The 25688-nt window shown below is 30.4% G+C and carries 19 protein-coding genes and 1 pseudogene; 14 read left to right on the top strand and 6 right to left on the bottom strand.

Annotation, left to right across the window (positions count from 1 at the left end):
* Window positions 1-120 precede the first annotated feature (120 nt).
* From lpdA to BMSBPS_RS00420, 4 genes are all read left to right on the top strand, one after another.
* Window positions 121-1542: a dihydrolipoyl dehydrogenase gene (lpdA, locus tag BMSBPS_RS00435; RefSeq protein ID WP_022564452.1), complete on the top strand. Its 1422-nt coding sequence runs from the start codon at window positions 121-123 to the stop codon at window positions 1540-1542.
* Window positions 1543-2223: 681 nt separating this feature from the next.
* The gene (gene hpt, locus BMSBPS_RS00430) at window positions 2224-2763 is read left to right on the top strand and encodes a hypoxanthine phosphoribosyltransferase (protein ID WP_022564451.1); all 540 of its coding nucleotides are present in this window, start codon (window positions 2224-2226) and stop codon (window positions 2761-2763) included.
* Window positions 2764-3000: 237 nt separating this feature from the next.
* On the top strand, window positions 3001-3921 hold the full coding sequence (locus tag BMSBPS_RS00425; RefSeq protein WP_022564450.1) for an ABC transporter ATP-binding protein: 921 nt from the start codon (window positions 3001-3003) through the stop codon (window positions 3919-3921).
* 4 nt (window positions 3922-3925) lie between these two features.
* A complete protein-coding gene (locus BMSBPS_RS00420; RefSeq protein WP_022564449.1) occupies window positions 3926-4696 on the top strand; it encodes an ABC transporter permease in 771 nt (256 codons plus the stop codon).
* 464 nt (window positions 4697-5160) lie between these two features.
* Here BMSBPS_RS00420 and panC read toward each other — a convergent pair whose 3' ends face one another.
* The 5 genes from panC to dksA all read right to left on the bottom strand — a co-directional run bounded on the left by panC (window position 5161) and on the right by dksA (window position 9624).
* Complete coding sequence (panC, locus tag BMSBPS_RS00415; RefSeq protein WP_046201059.1) at window positions 5161-6021, bottom strand: pantoate--beta-alanine ligase; 861 nt, start codon at window positions 6019-6021, stop codon at window positions 5161-5163.
* Between the two features lie 17 nt (window positions 6022-6038).
* Complete coding sequence (gene panB, locus BMSBPS_RS00410; protein ID WP_046201058.1) at window positions 6039-6836, bottom strand: 3-methyl-2-oxobutanoate hydroxymethyltransferase; 798 nt, start codon at window positions 6834-6836, stop codon at window positions 6039-6041.
* A 75-nt stretch (window positions 6837-6911) separates the two neighbouring features.
* On the bottom strand, window positions 6912-7397 hold the full coding sequence (gene folK / locus BMSBPS_RS00405) for a 2-amino-4-hydroxy-6-hydroxymethyldihydropteridine diphosphokinase (RefSeq protein ID WP_022564446.1): 486 nt from the start codon (window positions 7395-7397) through the stop codon (window positions 6912-6914).
* On the bottom strand, window positions 7397-8806 hold the full coding sequence (pcnB, locus tag BMSBPS_RS00400; RefSeq protein ID WP_235375459.1) for a polynucleotide adenylyltransferase PcnB: 1410 nt from the start codon (window positions 8804-8806) through the stop codon (window positions 7397-7399). Before pcnB ends, folK begins: the two co-directional genes overlap by 1 nt.
* A gap of 362 nt (window positions 8807-9168) precedes the next feature.
* Window positions 9169-9624: an RNA polymerase-binding protein DksA gene (gene dksA / locus BMSBPS_RS00395; protein ID WP_022564444.1), complete on the bottom strand. Its 456-nt coding sequence runs from the start codon at window positions 9622-9624 to the stop codon at window positions 9169-9171.
* Between the two features lie 1208 nt (window positions 9625-10832).
* On the opposite strand from dksA, the pseudogene mrcB reads away from it, so the two are divergent.
* Together mrcB and erpA are read left to right on the top strand one after the other, a co-directional pair.
* A pseudogene (gene mrcB / locus BMSBPS_RS00390) lies at window positions 10833-13184 on the top strand (bifunctional glycosyl transferase/transpeptidase); the annotation flags it as partial.
* Window positions 13185-13805: 621 nt separating this feature from the next.
* Window positions 13806-14153: an iron-sulfur cluster insertion protein ErpA gene (gene erpA, locus BMSBPS_RS00385; protein WP_022564442.1), complete on the top strand. Its 348-nt coding sequence runs from the start codon at window positions 13806-13808 to the stop codon at window positions 14151-14153.
* A gap of 868 nt (window positions 14154-15021) precedes the next feature.
* Here erpA and dapD read toward each other — a convergent pair.
* Window positions 15022-15846, bottom strand: a complete 825-nt coding sequence (gene dapD, locus BMSBPS_RS00380; RefSeq protein WP_022564441.1) for a 2,3,4,5-tetrahydropyridine-2,6-dicarboxylate N-succinyltransferase — start codon at window positions 15844-15846, stop codon at window positions 15022-15024.
* Between the two features lie 2007 nt (window positions 15847-17853).
* On the opposite strand from dapD, the gene rpsB reads away from it, so the two are divergent.
* From rpsB to rseP, 8 genes are all read left to right on the top strand, one after another.
* Window positions 17854-18555 carry a 30S ribosomal protein S2 gene (rpsB, locus tag BMSBPS_RS00375; protein WP_022564439.1) on the top strand — a complete coding sequence of 234 codons (702 nt, stop codon included), beginning with the start codon at window positions 17854-17856 and terminating at the stop codon, window positions 18553-18555.
* 159 nt (window positions 18556-18714) lie between these two features.
* Entirely contained in the window at window positions 18715-19560 is an 846-nt protein-coding gene (gene tsf / locus BMSBPS_RS00370; protein WP_022564438.1) for a translation elongation factor Ts, read from the top strand.
* A gap of 169 nt (window positions 19561-19729) precedes the next feature.
* Entirely contained in the window at window positions 19730-20455 is a 726-nt protein-coding gene (gene pyrH, locus BMSBPS_RS00365) for a UMP kinase (RefSeq protein WP_022564437.1), read from the top strand.
* Window positions 20456-20583: 128 nt separating this feature from the next.
* On the top strand, window positions 20584-21141 hold the full coding sequence (gene frr / locus BMSBPS_RS00360; protein ID WP_022564436.1) for a ribosome recycling factor: 558 nt from the start codon (window positions 20584-20586) through the stop codon (window positions 21139-21141).
* A 148-nt stretch (window positions 21142-21289) separates the two neighbouring features.
* On the top strand, window positions 21290-22486 hold the full coding sequence (ispC, locus tag BMSBPS_RS00355) for a 1-deoxy-D-xylulose-5-phosphate reductoisomerase (protein WP_022564435.1): 1197 nt from the start codon (window positions 21290-21292) through the stop codon (window positions 22484-22486).
* A 167-nt stretch (window positions 22487-22653) separates the two neighbouring features.
* Window positions 22654-23394 carry a (2E,6E)-farnesyl-diphosphate-specific ditrans,polycis-undecaprenyl-diphosphate synthase gene (gene ispU, locus BMSBPS_RS00350; RefSeq protein ID WP_046201056.1) on the top strand — a complete coding sequence of 247 codons (741 nt, stop codon included), beginning with the start codon at window positions 22654-22656 and terminating at the stop codon, window positions 23392-23394.
* A gap of 47 nt (window positions 23395-23441) precedes the next feature.
* Window positions 23442-24290, top strand: coding sequence for a phosphatidate cytidylyltransferase (locus BMSBPS_RS00345; RefSeq protein ID WP_046201055.1), 849 nt, complete (start codon window positions 23442-23444; stop codon window positions 24288-24290).
* Between the two features lie 11 nt (window positions 24291-24301).
* The gene (gene rseP, locus BMSBPS_RS00340; protein ID WP_046201054.1) at window positions 24302-25654 is read left to right on the top strand and encodes a sigma E protease regulator RseP; all 1353 of its coding nucleotides are present in this window, start codon (window positions 24302-24304) and stop codon (window positions 25652-25654) included.
* The last annotated feature ends 34 nt before the right edge of the window (window positions 25655-25688 follow it).

The raw sequence follows: 25688 nt of genomic DNA, 5'->3' as shown, positions 1-25688 counted from the left end.
TTGTACTTAAAAGTATTTATATGAATTGAATAGATTTTAAAGTGAAATATTCTAATATACATATAGTATTAAGGAGTTTTTCAAACTTATTTTGACCACTAGAAATTTTAAGAGATCATCATGAATAAAGAGATTTACACTCAAGTTTTAGTACTCGGATCAGGTCCTGCAGGTTATTCTGCAGCCTTTCGTTGCGCAGATTTAGGTTTAAAAACTGTAATAGTAGAGCGCTATAGTACTCTCGGTGGTGTTTGTCTGAACGTAGGTTGCATTCCTTCCAAAGCCTTATTGCATGTTGCAAAAATCATTGACGATAGTAGTAGCCTTAAAGAAAATGGAGTTATATTTTCTCAGCCTATTATCGACATAAGCAAAATTAATATTTGGAAAAACAAAGTAATTAAGCAGCTAACTAGTGGGCTTGTAAATATGGCTAAAAATCGTCATATTCAAATCCTGCAAGGTATAGGCAAATTTAGTTCTTCTCATAGTGTAATAGTACAACACGAAGCTAATTTTACTCAAATTAACTTTGATAATGTTATTATTGCAACAGGTTCTTATCCTGTCAAACTTCCTTTAGCAATACATGAAGATCCTCGCATATGGGATTCTACTGCTGCTCTTCGACTAGAAAAAATACCGAAACGCTTATTAATAATAGGAGGGGGCATAATTGGTCTTGAAATAGGTAATATTTACCATGCATTAGGTTCCAAAATCGATATAGTTGAAATATGTAACCAATTGATTTCTGGTGCAGACCAAGATATAGCAACAGTTTTCATGAAATCTATTAATAAAAAATTTAATTTAATGTTAGAAACTAAATTAGTTAATGTAAATCTAAAACAAGAAGGAGTCTATGTTGAATTACAAGATAAAACAAATATTATCAAAACAAATGTTTACGATGTGATCTTAGTAGCAATTGGTCGTGTACCTAATACTAAAGAATTAGCTTTAGATAAAGCTGGTGTAAAATTAGATAAAAACGCATTTATATGTGTTGATAAGCAAATGCGTACTAATGTGCAACACATTTATGCTATAGGAGATATCGTTGGTCAACCGATGTTAGCACATAAAGCTATACATCAAGGACATATAGCAGCTGAAGTAATATCAGGCTTAAAACATTACTTTGACCCAAAAGTAATTCCTTCCATAGCTTATACAGATCCAGAAGTAGCATGGGTTGGTTTAACAGAGCAAATAGCTCAAGAAAAAAAGATTGGCTACGAAACAGCTCATTTTAAATGGACTGCGTCAGGTCGTGCTATTGCTTCTAATTGTTCGAACGGTATTACTAAACTAATCTTTAATAAAGATAATCACCGTATTATTGGCGGGGCAGTAGTTGGTAGCAATGGTGGCGAGCTCTTAGGAGAAATTGGATTAGCCATTGAAATGGGTTGTGATGCTGAAGATATTGCACTAATTATTCATGCACATCCTACTTTAAATGAATCTATTGGATTAGCAGCTCAAATATTTCAAGGTAGTATTACTGATGTGCTTAATCCAAAAGCAAAAAAATAATATTTTAAATTATTCAAAGATCTTAATTCAAACATTTTGAGATTGAAATAGATTTTAAATAGATTTAAAATTAGATTTGGTATCATTGAAAATGAAGTATTCAGTGACTTCTGCATATGGAGTATTACTCTAACTGAGTTAATATTAATTACTTACAATATATTAAAATAGAGACTATAATGCTATTATTATAATACATACACGAATATATGCATTGCATCACCAAAATATCTAAATAGTATTTACAGTCTTTCTGATTGTTATTTGAAAAAATAAAGGATGTAAAAAACTTTATCATTCATTATATAGTTAAAAATATTTTTTTGTAATTATAAACAATTAGATATTTATCGAAAACACGTAACTCATTTATTGAAAAACAATTATTTGAATACTTAGCTAAGTATTGTATAACTTTGTAAGATTATTACATCTGATAAAATGTTAAGTATTCATCTTAAGGAATAAAATACTTACTCAGTCACTACACTTTTGCTGTATAAATATAAAAAGTTTTTAACTTTTAAGATTTTTATATTTATAGTAAGATTAGTATCTAGTAAAATTAGATATAAATTTTTAGTAAAGTAAAATATGATTTTAAAAATATTAGAATTTCATAAATTCTGGTACCATGAATGTTACTTATAATAATTCTTTAAATTTAAAGAGAAAAATTTATTGAAACATATTGTTAGTATGATGTTTTCTAAGCAAGAAATAGAGGATCGTATTATCGAACTTGGCCAACAAATTAGCGATCGTTATCGTAATAGTACTAGTAAAATGGTATTAGTAGGCCTACTTCGTGGTTCCTTTATGTTTATAGCTGATCTTTGTCGAGCTATCAATATATCACATGAAGTCGATTTCATGACAACCTCTAGTTATGGGAATGAAATGTTTTCTATAACACGCGATGTCAAAATTCTTAAAGATCTTGATGAAGATATACGTGATAAAGATGTATTGATAGTAGAGGATATTATTGATTCTGGAAATACATTAAGAAAAGTATATGAAATGCTGCTGTTACGTGATCCAAAATCATTAGCAATTTGTACACTATTAGATAAGCCTGATCGTCGTGAAACAGATGTAACTGTTGAATATGTGGGTTTTACTATTCCAGATGAATTTGTAGTGGGCTTTGGAATAGATTATGCACAGCATTATCGTCATTTACCCTATATTGGTAAAATTGTCATGGTAGATGAATAATTAAAATATTATTTCAAGGCTACTAGAATTTTAATCAACTAATGGATAACGTAATAGCTTATTTACTCTTAATTTTTCTAATATATAGAGTAGATGGGTAGATTATTATTGTTATCTTATTTAATTCCTTTGATTTCTCAAATCGATTAATTCTCAATTAACCGGATCTCTCAATTAAAGATAACCAACTATTCTACATAACTATAATCTTACTATCATAGAGTATGGAGATGAGTAATGAGTAATGCACTAAAAATTTCTAGCTTGACTAAAACTTATCATCCTAGTGGTGTACAAGCGCTTAAAGGAATTGATTTAAATGTAGATGCTGGCGATTTTTATGCCTTGCTAGGACCGAATGGTGCTGGTAAGTCCACTATTATTGGTATTATTAGTTCATTAGTCATTAAATCTAGCGGTACCGTGCGTGTATTTGGCTATGATTTACAGAAAGATGCAGTTTATGCCAAACGTCAACTTGGGTTAGTTCCACAAGAATTTAATTTTAATCCTTTCGAAACTGTAATGCAGATTGTAGTAAATCAAGCTGGTTATTATGGTGTTGAGCGTCGTGAGGCTAATATACGTGCGAAAAAATACCTCAATCAAGTTGATCTATGGAGCAAACGTAATGAGCGTGCAAGGATGCTATCAGGTGGTATGAAACGTCGTCTCATGCTCACTCGCGCACGAATGCATGAGCCAAGATTATTAATTCTTGATGAACCAACTGCAGGTTTAGATATTGAGTTACGTCGTGCGATGTGGATATTTTTAAAGGATCTAAATGCTAAAGGTACTACTATTATTCTTACTACCCACTATCTCGAAGAAGCAGAAATGCTATGTCGGAATATTGGCATTATTCAAAACGGCGAATTAGTTGAAAACACTTCGACAAAAGATTTGCTCTCAAAACTACAATCAGAGACTTTCATTTTTGATTTAGCGCCATCTAGTTCTCCGCCATGCTTGAAGCACTTTCAGTATCGTATATTGGATTCTGCAACGCTTGAAGTAGAAGTGATGCGCGAGCAAAGTTTAAATAGTATATTTAGCCAACTTAGCGCACAAGGAATAGAAGTATTAAGTATGCGTAATAAAGCAAACCGTCTAGAGGAGCTATTCGTTAGCTTGACGCAAAGCAAAAAGAGGTAAAAATATGACGAAATTTTACTGGATAGCCCTTAAAAGCATTTGGAGTAAAGAAATTAATCGATTTGCGCGTATTTGGATTCAAACTTTAGTACCACCAGTAATTACTATTACATTATATTTTATTATTTTTGGAAATTTAATTGGCTCACATATGAAAGGCATGTGTGGGTTTAACTATATGCAGTTTATAGTACCTGGTCTTATTATGATGTCAGTTATCACAAATGCGTACGCTAATGTTGCATCTTCTTTTTTTAGCGCTAAATTTCAGCGTAATATTGAAGAACTGCTTATAGCACCAGTGCCAACACATATAATTATTATTGGTTATATAGGTGGAGGTGTGGCACGTAGTGTATGTGTAGGCGTTTTAGTGACACTAGTATCATTATTTTTTATTCCATTCCATGTATATTCATGGCCAATGGTAGGCATTACACTTTTTTTAACAGCAATTTTGTTTTCACTAGCTGGTCTACTTAATGCAGTATTCGCACAAAATTTTGATGATATTAGTCTTATTCCTACTTTTGTACTGACTCCCTTGACATATCTCGGTGGTGTATTTTATTCTTTGAGATTACTACTACCTTTTTGGCAGACATTGTCAAGGCTAAATCCTATAGTTTATATGATAAGTGGTTTTCGTTATGGTTTTCTAGGGATAAACGAAGTTCCTTTACAACTAACAATGTTAGTCTTGTTAATATTTATGATAATATTTTACGTTATGGTCTATATTCTTATTGAGCGCGGAAGAGGATTACGTACTTAATTGAATATCTGCATATATATAAAAGATATTAATCTAAATGAAATATTTACTTAATTTAAAATCAAATATTTTTTTAAAAAAAATCAATAATAATTTTAACAATTGAGTAATAATAAGTTATGCAGAGTTATTGATAATTTATTTTAAACATTAATATGTATTGCATGTATTCAATATTAAAATGAATGATAAGAAGAAATAAATATTTTCATATATTTATACCCGGGATACTATTTAGTTATATTAAGTTTGAATAGAGGTAAATTATTAAAATAATATACTGATTTTGAATCATTGTGATTGGTGTTATATATTTAAATCTTTCTGAAAAAATGATAAAAGAGATTATCTTTTATGATGCTAAAAGGTTATTTTACTTTAAATTTAACGCCAAATATATTATCAATTTTTTTGACATTTATTCTAGTTTATTATCTATATACTAAATTTTATTTTATAATATATCATTTTTTCTTCTTTAAATACACTTGTTGACTATCAATCAAACGCACCTTGCCTAAAAATGCCGCTATTAGTATCACCGCATGTTTAGTATGTTTGTTAACTGATTCTAAAGTGGTGGCATCAACAATTGCTACGCTATCTGGTCGTAATCCTTCTTTTTTTAATGTAACTTCCGCATTGGTAATAATTTCATCAATATGATAGTCATTTTTATTTAAACGTTGTGACATATTTTTAATGACGTTATATAAAGATGGTGCAATTTTACGTTCATCTAGTCTTAAATATCGATTTCGCGAACTTAACGCTAAACCGTCATGAGCACGTACTGTACGCACTGCGACAATATGGATATTAAAATTCATATCTATAACCATTTTTCGAATAATGACTAGTTGCTGAAAATCTTTTTCACCGAAAAATGCAATATTTGGTCGTACAAGATTAAATAATTTGCTTACAATGGTAGTAACGCCTCGAAAATGACCTGGACGTTTATGCCCTTCCAATAACTGTGATAAATATGGAACTTCAACGAAAGTTTGGTTAATAATGCCATTAGGATACATATCTATTACACTAGGAATAAATACTATGTCAACCTTTTGGTCATCCAATTTTTTACAATCTTCTTTTAGGGTATGTGGATAATTAGATAAATCTTCAGCATTTTCAAATTGTATTGGATTAACAAAAATTGATACTACAATAATATCAGCTTTTTTTTGTGCTTCATGGACCAATGAGAGATGGCCTGCATGCAAATTACCCATGGTAGGTATTAACGCAATGTTTTTATCTTGGTCTCGTAATTGTCGCATTTTAAAATTCAATGTCGATAATTGTTTAATGATGATCAATTAGTTCTCCTGCTTATTTACTCAAAACTATGTTGAATGGCTGGATATGTTTCTGCTTTGACTTCAGCAATATATTGGTGAATTGCAGTACGAATATTGCCTGTTTCGGCAAGAAAATTTTTAACAAATTTTGGAGTATTGTGATTTGTAAAACCGAATGCATCATGCATGACTAAAATTTGACCATCTGTGACATTGCCTGCACCGATTCCGATAACTGGAATACTTAGTGATTTAGTTATACATTCCGCTAATGATATTGGCACACACTCTAGAACTAATAATTTTGCACCAGCGGCTTCCAATGCTTGTGCATCGGCTAGAAGGCGTTGAGCACTAGCTTCACTACGACCTTGTATCTTATAGCCTCCTAAAATATTTACTGACTGTGGCGTTAATCCTAGATGACCACAGACTGGTACAGCACGTTCAGTTAACATACGAACAGTATCTACTATAAATGCGGCTCCACCTTCTAGTTTGACTACATTAGAACCGGCTTGAATAAGTTGTGCAGCATTTTTAAAAGTTTTTTGTAAAGTAGCATAGCTCATAAAAGGCATATCAGCTATTATGAGGGCCTGCGGTGCTCCTCGGCGTACTGCAGCAATATGATACACCATATCTTTGATAGTAACTGGCAGAGTAGAATCATGGCCTTGTATAGTCATGCCAAGTGAATCACCAATTAGTAATACTTGAATCCCTTCATTTGAAAATAAACGGGCAAAACAAAAATCATAAGCTGTTAAGGCAGCAAATTTGCATCCATCAGATTTTAATTGATTTAAATAAGAAATGGTCGTTAACGTCATTATATTATCCAGTGTTTTAAATTAACTCAGTATATTTTTAATCAGCTGATTAAATTGATATTTCATTTCAGCCGATTATTCATTCCAAAGACGAATTTCACTGTGCTTTAACTGAGCAACTAGATCAACTAAAGCATATCCATTAGGCAGCAAAAGTCGTGGTGCAATTTCTAAGAGCGGTACTAACATAAAAGCTCGTCTACACATATCGTAATGGGGTATTGTTAAAGAAGGTGTATTAATTACTGCATCACCAAACAAAAGAATATCAATATCGAGTGTACGGGCTTCCCAATGTTTTTCTGTACGTACACGGCCATGTTGTTTTTCAATATGTTGTATATGATCGAGCAATACTTCTGGCAGTAAAGTACTTTCTAGCGATATTACAGCATTCAAATAGTCTGGTTGATCTAATAAACCGTACGGTGGTGTACGGTATAATGATGAAGTAGTGATACAACTACTACATGGAAGAGCATCTAACTCAGCAAAAGCTGACTTGATTTGATTAAAAGGATTAGTTAGATTACTACCTAGGGCAAGATAAACAATCGTCATTATGTACTGCTGCTACGATTGTTATAGTTTATATCACAATAGTTTAATTTTGTAGAATTTCGATACATTAGAGGTTCATTACCTATTTTACTTAGCATATTTTTTTGCTGCGTTAATACAGCCGATTGAAATTCTGTCCACCAACAACTAAGATGTTGTAATTGCTGATTTTTTTCAATATTAGCACGTAAGACTAGTAAATCATAGGCAGCACGGAACTTTGGGTGTTCCATTAATTTCCATGCATATTTACCATGCCGACGCGACATACGCAACTGTAAATGCCAGATATCACGAATTAATGTAGTAATCCGCTTTGGAATTGCTAATGTTTTACACACTCCATCTAGTATTTCATTAATTGCTAATATAGAAGCATCGTGATAAGAAACACTATTTTTTTGTACAATTCGCTGCGCTAGCTCTAATTGCGGATACCAAAACATGGCAGCAAATAAAAATGCAGCATTTACATTCATCTGGTTATTAATACGAATATCCGTGTTTTTAAATACCTGTATTAGTAAACGTTCCATTACACTATTTCCTTGAGTTGTAAAGCCTTGAGCGAGTATTGGAAATAATGGTTGAAATAATTGGTATTCACGCATCATCATGTAAGTATTTAAACCGAAACCAGTTTGTAATAATTTAAGAGATTCTTCAAATAACCGTGCAGGCGGAATGTTTTTCAGTAATGTTACTAAATTGACAATAGGTTTAGCAGTTTCAATATGAATTTGCATATTCAATTTAGCAGCAAAACGTATTACACGTAGCATGCGTACAGGATCTTCACGATAACGTGTTTCTGGATCGCCAATTAAACGGATAATTCCTGTTTTTAAATCCTGAAAACCTCCAACATAATCACGCACGCTAAAATCCGATATGCTATAATATAGACTATTAATAGTAAGATCACGACGTTGTGCATCATCTTCAATACTACCAAAAATATTATCACGTAATAACATGCCGTTTTTTTGACACTGACAACGATTGCGATTTGCTATGTTTGTATATTGATGAGGACCACGAAATGTAGCAACTTCTATCACTTCAAGTCCAAACATAACGTGTGCTAAACGAAAACGACGTCCAACTAAACGACAATTACGAAATAGTTTACGCATTTGTTCAGGTGTAGCATTAGTAGTAATATCAAAATCCTTTGGTTTTTTACCTAAAAGTAAATCACGTACGCTACCGCCTACTAAGTACGCTTCATACCCGGATTTATTCAAACGATAGAGAACCTTTAATGCATTACTGCTAATATCTCTACGAGAGATATTATGTTTTTTTCGAGGAATAATGTTAATTGAATTTTCAGTTTTCACTTTTTTAAGTACCTCCTCGTCATACTTGAGGGCTTTACAGCGAAAACTAGCGATTCGGGTATAAATAGGACACCTCAATAATTCAATAGTAAAAAATGTTTTAATGATATTAAAATTTGATCATAGCTTGTTAGAGATAATTTAGACATCATATTGCTTTGTAATTCGATTTGAATGTATATCAATCTAATATTTAAATAAAATTTTCTTATAAAAATTTAAGTAATTCTTATCAAAAAATTTCTATCAAAAATTTTTCAAACAACTACAATACAATCAATGCATAGGAAATACTTTTAATGGTTTGAAAAATTAAAAATGTAGAATATTTTGTTAGGCTAAATATGTAAACCGCAGAGCAAAAAAACAAAAAAACGATCTGCAGTGCGGTAATTGTTTATTTTATATATGGTCATTGCGCATTACTATTAACCAGATATCTGTTTTTCACGAATTTCTGATAACATTTTACAATCAATACAAAGATCAGCAGTAGGACGTGCTTCAAGACGGCGAATACCAATTTCGATATTACAAGATTCGCAATAGCCGAAATCATCTTCTTCAACTTTTTTTAGTGTTTTCTCAATTTTTTTAATGAGTTTACGTTCGCGATCACGGTTACGCAGCTCTAAACTGAACTCTTCTTCTTGTGTAGCACGGTCGATTAGATCAGGAAAATTTGCAGCGTCGTCACGCATATGTGAAACAGTACGATTTACTTCACCTCTAAGTTGATGATGCCAGGCTTCTAAAATTTTTCGAAAATGGTCCAACTGCGCTGCATTCATATATTTTTCGTCTGCTTTTACCTGGTATGGTTCTACTCCAGCCATTGCAAGAATACTGAGAGAAGAAGTTTTACTATTTTGCTCTTTTTGCATGTTCTTTCTCCTGGATAACACGCACTATTGATTCCCATCAGGGAAAAACATGTCAATATAAATAGCAGAAGCTATCACATTTAGCAATATTCATCAGTGCGTTAAAACCATCGATTAGAAAAACATATTTAAATTTAAAATCAATGTATTATTATAATGCTTAATATAGAATTCAATATTTTTATTTAACAAAAATTATTTTACATTACCTTCTAAATATATTATTGCTTTATAATGTCTAAGGAATGTATTTATTCTGATGACACGTAATATTAAACATAAGAATAAATCTTTTAATCCATTCAACGTAATGAATTGATTTTATTTTTTGATTTTGTCGAATAATAAAATATTACATTGTAAGTTTTTTATGTCAAATAAAGTAACTTATCTTTATTATACGTTCATATTTATCAGATTAACTTAAAAAATCTATTTGAAAATCACTTCTTAGCTATTTTTAAACAATATGATCAAAAACACATTAAATTATTACATTAGTAAGTTGCAATCCACATATAAATTGTCTCTATTTATTTAGATTTATTAATTCATCATAATTAACTTTATGATTTTTTTTTAAAATTTTTAATGACATTATTTTGTAAAATAAAATTTTCTAAATTACTTACTTATTAAAATATTTATTGACTCAATAGGTTATATATTTTAAAAATAATTTTAGTATCTAAGTTTAGCTGCATATCCTTATCGTTGCTTAAAACATATAGTGTATATTGTACTTACATTGCGCATTGCGCAAATTTAAAATTAATTTTCTAATCAAATTGATTTCTTAAAATAATGACTAAAACTGTTCTTTACTCAAGATGATCAGTAATTATTAAAATACATTAAGAAAATAATCATAAAGTATTTTTTTCATAAATTTAATTTTTATTGCACATATTTTACTATACATAGTATGTTGTAATTGTATTGCTGCTTAAAAGTCTTTTATTATAGATGCTATCCTCTCTATATTTTTAGAAAATATAAATACTATAAATATATATAGAATCGCAGTCTAAAATCAAAAAATTAAAAAATTGTTATAAATCAGTATATTAAATAATATACCATATAATATAATGAAAATATTACATTTCTTTTAAAGGGGAATCCTGATATAAGCAAGCAATCAACAAACAGCTTAGAACTGTGTAAACTATAATAGCATGATGCATAAACTGTCTGATATGTAAAATAATGAGGAGAGTATGCGAGTCATATCAAGAAGATGTAAAGTAAGAATTGCACGCTACAATAAGCATTTTTGGTTCTATTGCATGATAAATTTTTTCTTAGTTTTTATAATAATGATCATTAACTGGGGTATCCATCTTAATTCTGAAATTCGTAATCGTCTAAATAGCAAAATATGGCAATCACCAGCTATTATTTATAGTCGTATGGTCAGTTTAGAACCAGGAATGCTATATCAAAAGAAAGATTTGATTACTCTACTAGAAAGTACACATTATCGTAACGTATCGCATATTATGCATTCTGGCGAATTTAGTGTAAAAGGTGACACTATTTTTATACTACGTCGTCCATTTAATTTTCCTGACAATAAAGAAGGAAAAATATACGTACGTATCACGTTCAATACTAATCATGACAAACTAATAGAGATTAAAAATGTTAGAACAGGGCGAAATTTTGCTTTCTTTCGTCTTGATCCTTGCTTAATTAACATGCTGCAATCATCAAATGGAAAACAACGGTTTTTTGTTCCTAAAACGGGTTTTCCAGATTTATTAATAAACACATTAATTAATACAGAAGATCGTCGTTTTTACCAACATGATGGCATCAGTCCTCATTCTATCGGGCGTGCTTTTCTTGCTAATATTATTGCAGGACGTGCGATACAAGGTGGTAGCACATTAACACAGCAGCTAGTCAAGAATCTCTTTCTGACTAATGAGCGTTCTATATGGCGTAAAATACGTGAAGTTTATATGGCAATTATAATGGATGCAAGTTACAGCAAAGATTATATATTAGAACTATATCTAAATGAAGTCTATCTTGGTCAGGTGGGTAATATTCAGATACGAGGTTTTCCATTAGCAAGTTTGTGCTATTTTAATCGTTCGTTAAATGAATTAAGTCTTGATCAGCAGGCAATGTTAGTAGGAATGGTAAAGGGTGCATCGTTGTATAATCCTTGGCGTAATTTAAAAATTTCTTTGCAACGTCGTAATTTAGTTTTATATGTTTTACAACAGCACAAAGTGATAGATAAAAATCTATACACAATGCTCTCAACTCGTCCACTAAAAGTTCAACCGAAAGATAGAGCAATTATTGCTCAACCCGCATTTATGCAAATCTTACGTAATGAATTGAAAATTAAACTTGGCCGTGACAAGATGAAAGATCTTTCTTCTATGAAGATTTTTACTACGCTTGATCCCATCTCGCAGCATGCCGCAGAAAAAGCTGTAAGAGAAGGTATTCCTATTCTTAAAAAGCAATATATCTTAAAAGATTTAGAAGCAGCAATGGTAATAGTTGACCGATTTAGTGGTGAGTTAAGAGCGATAGTAGGTGGTTCTAATCCACAATTTGCCGGTTATAACCGTGCAACACAGGCCCGTCGTTCTATTGGCTCACTAGCTAAACCAGCAACCTATCTCACGGCATTAAGTCAACCAGATATTTATCGCCTTAATAGTTTAATTTCAAATCAACCAATTACTATGAAGCAACCTAATGGTACTCTCTGGAAACCGATGAACAATAATCATCTTTTTAGTAATAAAGTAATGTTGGTAGATGCATTAATCAATTCAATGAATATACCTACAATAAATCTTGGCATGACATTAGGTTTGGATGTCATTATAGATCATTGGATAAAACTTGGTATACCAAAAGATCAATTACATCCTGTGCCCGCAATTTTGTTAGGTTCGCTTAACTTAACACCTATTGAAGTGGCACAAGCGTTTCAATCAATTGCCAGTGGTGGTAATCGTGCAAAATTATCGGTAATTCGTTCAGTAATTGATAAGAATGGTGATGTATTATATCAAAGTTTCCCACAGTCCAAAAGGGTAGAACCTGAACAGGCAGTATATTTGACGTTATATGCCATGCAAGAGGTCATAAATCATGGCACTGCACGTGCATTAGGAGCGCGTTATCCAAATGCCCATTTAGCTGGAAAAACTGGTACAACTAATGATTTAGTTGATAGTTGGTTTGCTGGTATTGATGGTAAAGAAGTAGCTATCACTTGGGTTGGTCGCGATAATAACCAAACTGCAAAGCTATATGGTGCCAATGGAGCAATGCAGATTTACCGTCGTTATCTTGATAACCAGCCTCCAATGCCGTTGATATTAAAACCTCCGCAAGGTATCACTTATATGCATATTAATTCTTCAGGTAATTTTGTATGTAATCAAAATACCTTACGCACATTGCCTGTATGGATATTAGATCCAAAACAAATATGTCAAAAACAAAAAAAAAATCAAAAGGATACTAAAAAGTACGATCATAACATAACCGATTGGATTAAAGAAATGTTTTACAATTCATAATAATAGAAGATTACTAAAAAATAATTTAATACTAAACTGAATAAAAATACTATGCTAGTAAAGTAAAATGATAAATAGAAAAAATAGGTACGTTTTAGTTTGTGATGTTTAATCAAAAATTAAACAATATATGAATGACTATTTATATACATATAATATTAATGTAAATTAATTAGTTTCATAACATTGATTTTATTTAATCTATCTTGGGATGTCAAATTGTTAGAATATACGCGAGATGGAATTATAGTACTATAATTATAATATTATATATTAATGATATTGAATGATATGATTGTAATCAATATTTTTATTATTAATCTTTGCTTAATAGATTAGTAGGATACCGAAAACGCTGCTTTTTATTTTCGAAAGTCTGCTCTATGAGAAAAAAATAAAGTTTGATATTGTAAATATATATTTAAGTATCTATCATAACTTACTATTTTTAATTTAAGATCAAAATACTATTGTACACTAAGCATCAATAAGGTCATAACGTTTCATTTCAGATGCATTTTCAATTCAAAATAAATATTATTCTATATATTTATTGATTTAATTATAAATAATTTTATTTAAAAGAACTGATTTCATCATGATGTGTTTTGGAGGTCAACAATGAATGATAATTCATTAATATTGCCTTTGCAATTCACTGATGCTGCGGCTAAAAGAATAAAAACCTTAATTATAGAGGAAAAAAATTCTACTTTAAAATTAAGAGTATATATTACCGGAGGTGGTTGTAGCGGTTTTCAATATGGTTTTACTTTTGATGATAAAATCAATGAGGGTGATTTTACTATTGAAAAATATGGAGCAATATTAGTAATTGATCCAATGAGTCTACAATATTTAGTTGGTGGTTCAATAGATTACATAGAAAGTTTAGAAGGATCGCGTTTTGTTGTAACAAATCCAAATGCTAAAACAACTTGTAGTTGTGGGTCCTCATTCAGCATTTAAATTACTTATATTCCGTTAAATTAACATTAACTGAAATATGCTATATTAAAATGCAAATTTAACAATCACAAAATTAAGATTTATATTGTAGATAATAACATGTATTATTATTGAATGCACATTAAATTAACAGCAATTATGGTTAATAGGATTCTTATATTTTTTAATGCTACTGTCTTCTGAAATATAATTAAGTTGCTTAATTATATTTCAGAAGACAGTAGGTTGAATTAGTTATTTTACTAACAAAATCACTATTAATTTTATATTAAAATATTTAAAATTACATTACTAAATATTTGATATATTAGTTGTTTGGCAGTATAATAATCTAACTTAATAAAATAGTATTGGCCGATTATAATAAATAGCTTGATTTTAACTGAATGATCAACTAAATACCAAAATGAATTTTAATAAACAATTAAACATTTTTTTTAAAAAAACTAGTGTACTTTTCGCATTCAACGAAGTTTTATAATTTTTAATTATAATGCATTAAAATCTAATGCGCATATTCAAAACATTTTACATGAAAGCATTTTATATAACACATTTTTTATTATAAATTTTGATCAGTGAATTATATTCTCATACTCTTAGCATATGACTGCCCTCTTTATATTAATTTCATAAATGTTATTTCCAAAAAATTATTTTTAATATATATAACCATATATTAATAAAATTAAAAGAAACACTTGAATTGTTAATTAAAAAATTCGTATAATCTAATTTTAAAAATAATACAAATATTTTAAGAATGTATTTTATTTAAATGTACTCATACAAATTAAATTATGAAAAAAAATAAAAATTTTTACATAACAGATTATTGATGATGATAAAACGAAAAATATAATATAGCTCAGTCAATAGCACGTAATAGATCATTAATACAAATTTTACTGCGCGTTTTTGAATCAACCCTTTTAACAATTACTGCACAGTAAAGACTGTAGGCACCATTTTTATGAGGTAAATTACCAGAGACTACTACTGAACCTGCTGGGATACGACCATAATGAATTTTACCTGTGTCACGGTCATAGATTTTTGTGCTTTGACCAATGTATACTCCCATAGAAATAACGGAATTTTTTTCAACAATAACCCCTTCAACAATTTCAGAACGAGCACCAATGAAGCAATTATCTTCAATAATCGTAGGATTGGCTTGCAATGGCTCTAAGATACCACCGATACCGACACCACCAGAAAGATGTACATTTTTACCGATTTGTGCACAGGAACCTACTGTCGCCCAAGTATCCACCATTGTACCTTCATCAACATATGCTCCAATATTAACATAACATGGCATTAAAATCGTATTACGTGCTATGAATGCACCTTGACGAACTGTTGCTGGTGGTACTACACGAAATCCTTTTTTTTCAAAATAAGTTTCATTCCAATTTGCGAATTTCATAGGTACTTTATCATAAAAACGGGTTTGCGCACCTTCTATTAACTTATTTTTATGAATACGAAACGACAACAATATGGCTTTTTTTAACCACTGGTGTGTTACCCATTTTCCGTTAATGTTTTCTGAAACACGCAATATACCGCTATCTAGTAGTTTTATTACTTCATCGATTGTATTGTAAGTAATCTTATCAACGTTACTTGGCGTAATGTTGACACGATTTTCAAAAGTAGTTTCAATAATATTTTTTAATTCTTGCATTATTTATTCCTAATTTTTTATCTCATAATTAAGTTATGCGGTAAAGGATACATATAATATAATGGTTTATAGTTAAACTGAATGTTTCAACCTGTAAGTACATTAAATGCATTTAAGATATTTAAAAAATGTAACTTATGGTTTTTTAACGAATTGAATATTTGGAATAAATTGAACAGAAAATTTTTTAACAAAAAAATGATATCTTTAGGATTAAATTTTTAAACATTGTTGAATGTTGCAAAAAATGTAAAGGTTTTCTGGCTATTTTAAGAAATTTGCAGCATTATATATTATCAATACAGTCATACAATATGATAGAGCATTAGAAAAAGATGCTTACGCTAATTATTAAGTAAGCCGATCTAATTAGATTAAATTAATTTTTAAAAACCTCGCTTATTATATTTTATATTTATCACATGTTATATGTATAACTAAAAATATGATTTTATTTACAAAGTTAAAATTTTAGCTAAGAAAATAAATTAATTTTTATTGAGAAAATATACAATTAACATAATTAAGGATGTCGATAGGATTTATAGTTAACAAAAATTTCAATATACACCGAATGAATGCTTATTTTCCCATTTAATAACATAATTATGTTTTTTGTTTTGCTAATGAACTCTAATTTAGATGCATTAATATATACAAAATATTAATCATTTCGCACTACTTTTACGAATAAATTTTGAAAATAAATTAAAGTAATTCAAAGTACCTTTAAAATAAGTATGCTGCTATAATAGGTAAAATTTTAAATTATTAAATATGATAATATATTATGAAAAGCAATTTAGTGCAATACAAATTATAGATGGATATGGTAATACTTGTAAATATAAATTTATATGTGCTATCTTAACATTGTTCATATTCAGTAAAGTACATGCTTATATAATGTGCATGATGAGTATCTTTATTTCAAATAATTATTTATATAAAAAAACCTAATAGAATTATTTTCAATCTTTGAAAATCAATTTTTTAAGTTTTTTTGTAAAATTTTTAGACATTTTTTGAATTTTTCAGATATGCGTACGATATTATAAAATATATTAAATAGATAGCTGTTTTCTGAAATAATGAAAAAAATTTTTTTAATTTATTGTTTATAATATAATTTAATTAATATATTAATTAAATAAATTTAAGGACAAAAAATTTATAAACGCACATAAGGAATAAATAAAGTAAATATAGAATAAAGTGTTAAAAATATTATATAAAAGCGAATCTTTTAATTATTTAGCCTAATCTAAATTTCGCTCGTTTATTTTTTCTGATCAAGTTAATTCAATCTTCATTAAATAAATATTATTACGTTACATTTTTTTCTATTACAAATTTTAATCATATTAATTCATACAGTAGTACTAGTTATTTTACTTCGATTTGCTGGTAAGTATAGTTAATACTTTTTTTCAAATTGAAATATTAACTACTGTCTAAAAATTAAAACATAGCACGCAATATTATATTATACAGCAATAAAAAAACACTCTGGCTAATTGCTTTTATAGATAAATCTGATAGCATTTTAAAAGATATTTTCAATATGTGATTTTTTAAAAAAATAAAAGCTTTTTTTATAAATTATAATGTTACGTTATTCAATGCAACATTATAAAAAGTAAGATATATAATTATTGAAGTTATTTTGTTCTTAAAGCAAATGCTACAATGATAAACACTTATAATGCAAAAATAATTTAAATAATTAAATCATAAAAAATATTACATAATAAATATTAAATGGGCTAACTAAATTAAGTTAGTCAGTTGAGTGTGTCCATTTAACAATTTCTGGTGTACTGATATAGATGATGGTATGATATAATTTGAATTGTCTACGTATGTCAGAAATACGTAAATTTCATTAGTCTACTAATGATGCATGTATATCTATACTAGATGTACAGTTAAGATTTGTAAAAAAAGTCCCGACCTATTTATGCATAAAGATCTAACTTCCCTCATTAAAATTAATTAGAGGTAATAATGGCAACTGTTTCCATGCGCGATATGCTAAAAGCTGGTATTCATTTTGGTCATCAAACTCGTTACTGGAATCCGAAAATGAAACCTTTTATTTTCGGCGTACGTAATAAAGTGCATATTATTAATCTTGAAAAAACTATATCGATGTTTAATCAGGCTTTAGTTGAATTGAATATAATTTCTGGTCGAAAAGGTAAAATCCTTTTTGTTGGTACTAAGCGAGCAGCCGCTGAAGCAATTAAAGAGTATGCTATAAGCTGTGATCAGTTTTTTGTTAATCATCGTTGGCTCGGTGGTATGCTAACTAATTGGAAAACTGTTCGTCAATCAATTAAACGTTTAAAAGATCTGGAAATACAATCGCAAGATGGTACCTTTGATAAACTCACAAAAAAAGAAGCGCTAATTCGTGCACGAGAATTAGCTAAACTAGAAGATAGTTTAGGTGGTATTAAAAATATAGGAGGATTGCCTGATGCATTATTTATCGTTGACGCTGATCATGAAAATATTGCAATTAAAGAAGCAAACAAATTAGGTATTTCAGTATTCGCTATTGTTGATACCAATTCTAATCCTGATGGTGTGGATTTTGTCATACCAGGTAACGATGATGCTATTCGCGCTATTAACTTATATTTAACTATCGTCGCTATTAGTATACGTGAAGGACGTTCTCAAGAACGCATTAAAGATATTTAAGTAAATATACAATAAAATGATTTTTTTAAGTTGCTTGAGACTTAGATGATTTTACTTTTCAATTTTTATTGAATCTTAAAGATGCACGCTTGCAAGATAGGGACAAGCAATTAAATTTCTAATTTTTTGAATTTTTAGAAATCAGTCGAGGATCATATCATGACTAAAATTATTGCTGCGCTAGTAAAAGAATTACGTGAGCGTACAAGTATGGGCATTATGGAATGTAAAAAAGCACTCATTGAAGCTAATGCTGACATTGAATTGGCAATACACAATATGCGAAAGTCCGGTGTTATTAAAGCAGCAAAAAAAGCTGCTAATCTTGCTGAAGAAGGCATTATTAAAATTAAAATAGAAAATAATTATGCAGCTATTATAGAACTTAATTGCCAAACTGATTTTGTAGCAAAACATATTCATTTTGAATTATTTGCTAATAATATTTTAGATGAAGTCATTAACAAAAAAATTGATAATATAAATATATTAAAAAACCATTTCGAAGAAGAACGGATTACATTAATTAGCAAAATGGGGGAAAATATTACCATCCGTCGTGTTGCTATTTTAGAAGGAAAACAACTAAATAGTTATCAACACGGTGTACGTATCGGTGTTTTAATTTCTACTAAAGGTGCTGATCAAGAGCTTAGTAAACAAATCGCTATGCACATTACTGCTTGTAAGCCAGAATTTATCAATCCAGAAGATGTATCGAAGGCAGTTTTTCAAAAAGAATATAAAATACAAATGGATATTGCTATGCAATCTAATAAACCTATAGAAATTGCAAGAAAAATGGTAGATGGGCGCATGAAAAAATTTGTTAATGAAATTTCGCTTTTAAATCAATTTTTTATTATTGATCCTAGCAAAACAATCAGTGATTTACTTAAAGAAAAAAGTGCAACAGTGATTAGCTTTATTCGTTTTGAAGTCGGTGAAAGTATCAATGAAGTTGATTCTATTGATTTAGCTGCTATTCCTAAACATCTTTCATGATCGGAAAAACTAAATTTGTAGTACTTACTTTTTTTTATGCCCTTAATCTATATATACTATTAAGATTTAATCTTATCTTTTAATCCCAATAGTTTTTTTCGAGTTTTTAACGGATGATCAATCAGATTTAACTGTTTTTACATCTTGTTTTTTTTAGGAAGAATTAACTATGGTGATTAACGCAAAACCTGTATATCAACGCATATTATTAAAACTGAGTGGTGAAGCATTACAAGGTTCCGAAGGTTTTGGTATCGATGCAAGCGTACTCGATCGTATAGCCGCAGAAGTAAAAGAATTAATTGAATTAGGTATAGAAGTAGGTATGGTTATTGGTGGTGGAAATCTATTTCGTGGTTCAGGGTTGGCTAAAGTAGGTATGAGTCGTGTTGTCGGAGACCATATGGGTATGCTAGCCACCGTCATGAATGGTCTCGCAATGCGCGATGCGTTGCACCGTTCGCATGTTAATGCACGCTTAATGTCTGCAATTCCACTTAACGGTGTATGTGATCACTATAGTTGGGCACAAGCAATCAGCTTATTACGCAACCATCGTGTAGTAATATTTTCTGCTGGCACAGGCAATCCTTTTTTTACTACTGATTCTGCAGCTTGCTTACGTGGTATAGAAATTGAAGCTGAAGTTATATTAAAAGCTACGAAAGTAGATGGAGTATACTGTTCTGATCCTAAAAAAAATCTCGATGCGACCTTGTGTGATCAGCTAACATATAATGAAGTTTTAAATAAAGAGCTTAAAATTATGGATCTCGCTGCATTTACATTAGCTCGCGATTATAAGCTACCCATACGTGTGTTTAATATGAATAAGTTTGGTGCAATTCGTCGCATAATCATGGGAGAAAAAGAAGGTACCTTAATTACATATTGATATATTGGAATCAAATATATTTCGTAAATATAGCATGCTAAAGTAATAATCAACCTTTACCGATACGCTAGTGCTTATTGATTATTTGAAAAATAAAGTAGCATCAAACTAAATTTAAAGGTTTTAACGTGATAGATGATATTAAAAAAGACACTGAACAACGGATGGATAAATGTGTAGAGACTTTTAAAAATACTATTAAGAAAGTGCATACTGGTCGTGCTACACCTTCAATAATTGACGGTATTACAATAGAATATTATGGTAAAACGACACCATTATATAAATTAGCGAATATCACTATAGAAGATGCACGTACGCTAAAAATTAACGTTTTTGACCATTCCACTGTTATAGCTGTTGAAAAAGCTATAATGTCATCCGGTCTTGGACTGAATCCAAGTTCAATTGGTAACAATATCCATGTCTCAGTACCTATACTAACAGAAGAGCGTCGTAAAAATTTGATTAAAGTTGTTCGTGGTGAAGCAGAAGTCGGTCGTGTTTCTATACGCAATATACGTCGTAATGCTAATGAGAAAATCAAAGTGCTTTTGAAAGAAAAAGAAATTAGTGAAGATCAAGAACGTCACTCACAAGAAGAGATCCAAAGAATCACTAATATAAACATCAAATATATCGATGCTATATTGAGTAAAAAAGAAAAAATATTAATGGATTTTTAATTTCATCCAATGTGCTGCTATAACACGCCGTTAAGAAATATTTCATTTTAAAATATATTTTGACGGCGTTTTATATTATAAACTGCTAGTACATAATTTAGCGAGCAGTTAAGACATATTTAATGATTTCATTAGGGTAGTTGATTTAATGAAACGACTTACTTTACTAGGTTCTACTGGATCAATTGGTACTAATACATTAGCGGTAATAGCAGTAAATCCAGATCAATATCATGTTACAGCACTGGTTGCTTGTCAGAATGTAGCGCTCATGGTTGCACAGTGTCAACAATTTCAACCACGCTATGCCGCTATGTCTGATCAAATTTCTGCACAAATTTTACGTGACCAATTGAAATCATTGAATATCGATACTGAAGTCTTTTCAGGTATTCAGGCAGCTTGTGAGCTAGCAGAGTTAGATGAAGTAGATCAAGTCATGGCAGCTATTGTCGGGACTTCCGGATTGAGACCTTTATTATCTGCTATTCATGCTGGTAAAACAGTATTACTAGCTAATAAAGAATCGCTTGTAATATGCGGTCGCTTGCTTATGGATGCTGTTCGACACAATAAAGCACAATTATTACCTGTCGATAGCGAGCATAATGCTATATTCCAAAGTTTACCTGCATCAATACAAAACCAATTAGGATACGCTGATTTACGAGAAAATGGTATTGAATCCATTCTGCTTACAGGATCAGGTGGACCGTTTCGTGAAACCCCACTTGCTGATTTAGCTCATGTATCACCTGATCAAGCGTGTATGCATCCAAATTGGTCAATGGGAAGAAAAATTTCAGTTGATTGTGCTACTATGATGAACAAAGGTTTAGAATATATTGAAGCAAAATGGTTATTTAATGCTACACATACACAAATGGAAGTAATTTTACATCCGCAGTCGGTCATTCATTCTATGGTACGTTATTGTGATGGCAGTGTATTAGCACAACTCGGTTCACCAGATATGAGGATACCAATTGCACATAGTATGGCATGGCCTACTCGGATTCATTCCGGTGTAAACCCGATTGATTTTACTCGTATAAATGCCTTAATGTTTTCAGCACCAGATTATAAACGCTATCCATGTTTGAAATTAGCTATGGATGCATGTTTAGCAGGACAGTCTGCTACTATCATACTCAATGCTGCAAATGAAGTAGCAGTAGCCGCTTTTCTACAACACCAAATTCGTTTTACTGACATTGCTATCATCAACAGCGAAACGCTTGAATCCTTATCATATCGAGAACCAGATACTCTTGATGATGTAATGGAAATCGATCGTCTAGCACGCATTTATGTTCATAACTTATTGACTAAATTAATAATTTAAATATACTTATATTTGTTCGCTATGAATAAAAATAATATATTATCATCTAAATATTTCATAGTATATTAAAGAATGATTTCTATATAATTAATTAGGCTAAACTACCTTGCGACTGGTACAGTATCAGAAATGATTATTTTTCTGATAAAAGGGATTATTTACGCTTTATGTCTTTCAAAAATCATAACAATATCAATAATGCTTTGGATTATATACCACGGCATGTAGCTATCATTATGGATGGAAATGGTCGTTGGGCAAAAAAAAAAGGTAAACTACGAACGTCAGGTCATAAAGCTGGCGTTAGGTCAGTAAGTCGTGCTGTTCGTTTTGCTGTAAGTCATAAATTAGAAGCATTAACTTTATATGCTTTCAGTAGCGAAAATTGGAGTCGTCCAACTCAAGAAATAACAGCTTTAATGGAATTATTTATTTGGGCACTTGATAGTGAAGTTAAAACTTTACATCAGCATAATGTACGTTTGTCCATAATTGGTGATATCAGACGTTTTAATAATCGAATTCAAGAACGTATCAAACTGGCTGAAGAATTAACTAAACAAAATAATGGATTAAGACTTAATATTGCTGCTAATTATGGTGGACGTTGGGATATCATTCAAGGTGCTAAAAAATTAGCGGAACAAGTGCAAGAAGGTATATTACATCCTGATCAAATTACTGAAGAAAGTTTAGCATCGTATCTATGTATGCAGGAGTTAGCGCCTGTAGATTTAGTAATAAGAACTGGTGGCGAATATCGTATTAGTAATTTTTTATTGTGGCAAATAGCTTATGCTGAATTTTGGTTTACTGATATTCTTTGGCCAGATTTTGATGAACATGTTTTCAAAGGTGCATTAAATGCTTTTTCTCTTCGTGAACGACGCTACGGTAGTGTATTATGACATGTGTTATCAGAAGAAGGTACATGAAATTTTTTAGAGGGTAAATTTTGTTAAGTTATCGTCTAATTGTTGCATTTATTTTAATTCCGTTAGTAATTGCTATACTATTCTGGTTTCCATTATTCAGTTTCGTAATTACGATCATTATGATTTGTATGCTTGCTGCTTGGGAATGGAGTCAATTAGCAGGTATGGTAAAACGTTCTCAACGCGTTTACTTATCTGCATTGTGCGGTTTGCTACTATCAGGAATGTTTTTTATTATGAAATTTGACGAGCGACATTTCTATCCATTACGTATCTTACTATGGATATCATTAATATGGTGGGTTATCGCTTTTATATTAGTTTTTTTCTATCCTATTTCAGCATCATTATGGAGTAATTCGCGTTATTTACGTTTGTTGTTTGGTATATTAACATTATTTCCATTTTTCGCAGAGATGATAGAATTACGTTGCTATCATTATAGTACAAATCACCTTATAGGGTCATGGTATCTATTGTTTGTCATATTATTAGCATGGAGTACGGATTCTGGTGCTTATATATTTGGAAAGCTATTTGGTAAAAATAAATTAATACCAAAGGTTTCACCAGAAAAAACTTGGGAGGGTCTCGTAGGTGGTTTATTCTGTTCTATCATTGTCGCTTGGCTATTTTCTATGTTAGCACCGATTGAAATGAAGCCATTTATGCAAATTGTGTCTGCAATAAGTATTGCATGTTTTTCCGTGATAGGTGATCTAACTGAAAGTATGTTAAAGCGAGAGGCTAGTATTAAAAATAGTAGCAATTTAATTCCGGGTCACGGTGGGATACTCGATTGTATCGATAGCCTTACAGCTGCAATTCCATTGTTTGGTTTTTTGCTGTTGATATTCCGACTTTTCTGAGAATAGTAATTATGTTACACATACTTTGGAATTTTATAATTTTTGTTATAACCTTAGGTGTACTCATTACTATTCATGAATTAGGTCACTTTTTAGTAGCGCGTTTAATTGGCGTAAAAGTAGTCCGTTTTTCAATAGGTTTTGGAAAAAAACTTTTTTCCTTTAAAGATCGTCAAGATACTGAATACATCATTGCTTTAATTCCAATAGGTGGCTACGTTAAAATGCTTGATGAACATGAACAAAATATGTCCTATCAAGTTTTTGGTCAATCTTTTAATAAAAAGACATTGTCGCAACGTGCTGCTATTATTGCTGCTGGTCCTATCGCAAATTTTATATTTTCTATTTTTATTTACTGGATCGTATTCAGTTATGGTATGCCTAGTATACGTCCAATTATTCATGGTGTTGTAAACGGTTCTATTGCCGAAAAAGCCCATCTTACTTCTGGTATGGAGGTAAAAGCCGTAGATGATGTAAAAACACCAGATTGGAATTCTGTACGTATGGTTCTACTTAAAAAAATAGGTAATAGTGAAATAACATTTACTGTATCGCAGTTTAATAAAATTCAAAAAGAAAAAAAAATACTTAATTTACGTAGATACCATTTTAAACCTAAATCAAAAAATGTTTTGCTTTTCTTGGGCATACTCTCGCATCGTTTTAAAATTCAAACAACTTTGGCGTATATTCATCCAAATTCACCCGCAATCAGAGCTGGCTTAAAAGTAGGTGATAAAATTGTTAAAGTAGACGGAAAATTATTAACGAACTGGCAATTGCTTGCAACGATTCTTAAAAAGAGTTTTGATACAAACATTGAATTGGAGATAGAACGCAGCGGTAAGATTATAAAAAAACTTGTGAAATTAGAAAAACAATCAAATTATGATAATAAAAATTCTTTAGGTGTTATACCACAAATTATTATTTTCCCTAATCAGCATACAATAATAAGAAAATGTGGATATTTCGATGCGATTTATAAAGCTCATGTTAAAGTTTGGCAATTAATAAAGCTAAATGTATCCATTCTTCGAAAATTGATCACTAGAGATATTGCTTTGAATAATTTCGGGGGGGCAATCTCAATTGCAAAAGGAGCAGTATTATCAGCAAAATATGGCCTAATTTATTATCTCATATTTCTAGCGATGATTAGCATTAATATAGGTATTATAAACCTTTTCCCTTTGCCTGTATTAGATGGCGGATGTTTACTTTTCTTAATTATTGAAAAAATTAAAGGTGAATCAATATCTATTCGAGTTAAGGATTTCAGTTACCGTATTAGTTTAATACTATTAGTAGTATTAATGGGGTTTGCAATTTTTAACGATTTCTCACGCTTGTATTAGAAACAAGCAAGAGGTGTGTCAGGATAACTCATAA

This window comes from Candidatus Pantoea carbekii (assembly GCF_000971765.1).
Taxonomy (GTDB): domain Bacteria; phylum Pseudomonadota; class Gammaproteobacteria; order Enterobacterales; family Enterobacteriaceae; genus Pantoea_A; species Pantoea_A carbekii.
Note: the sequence above shows the minus strand (reverse complement) of the source record. Positions and strands in the feature narration are given on the sequence as shown.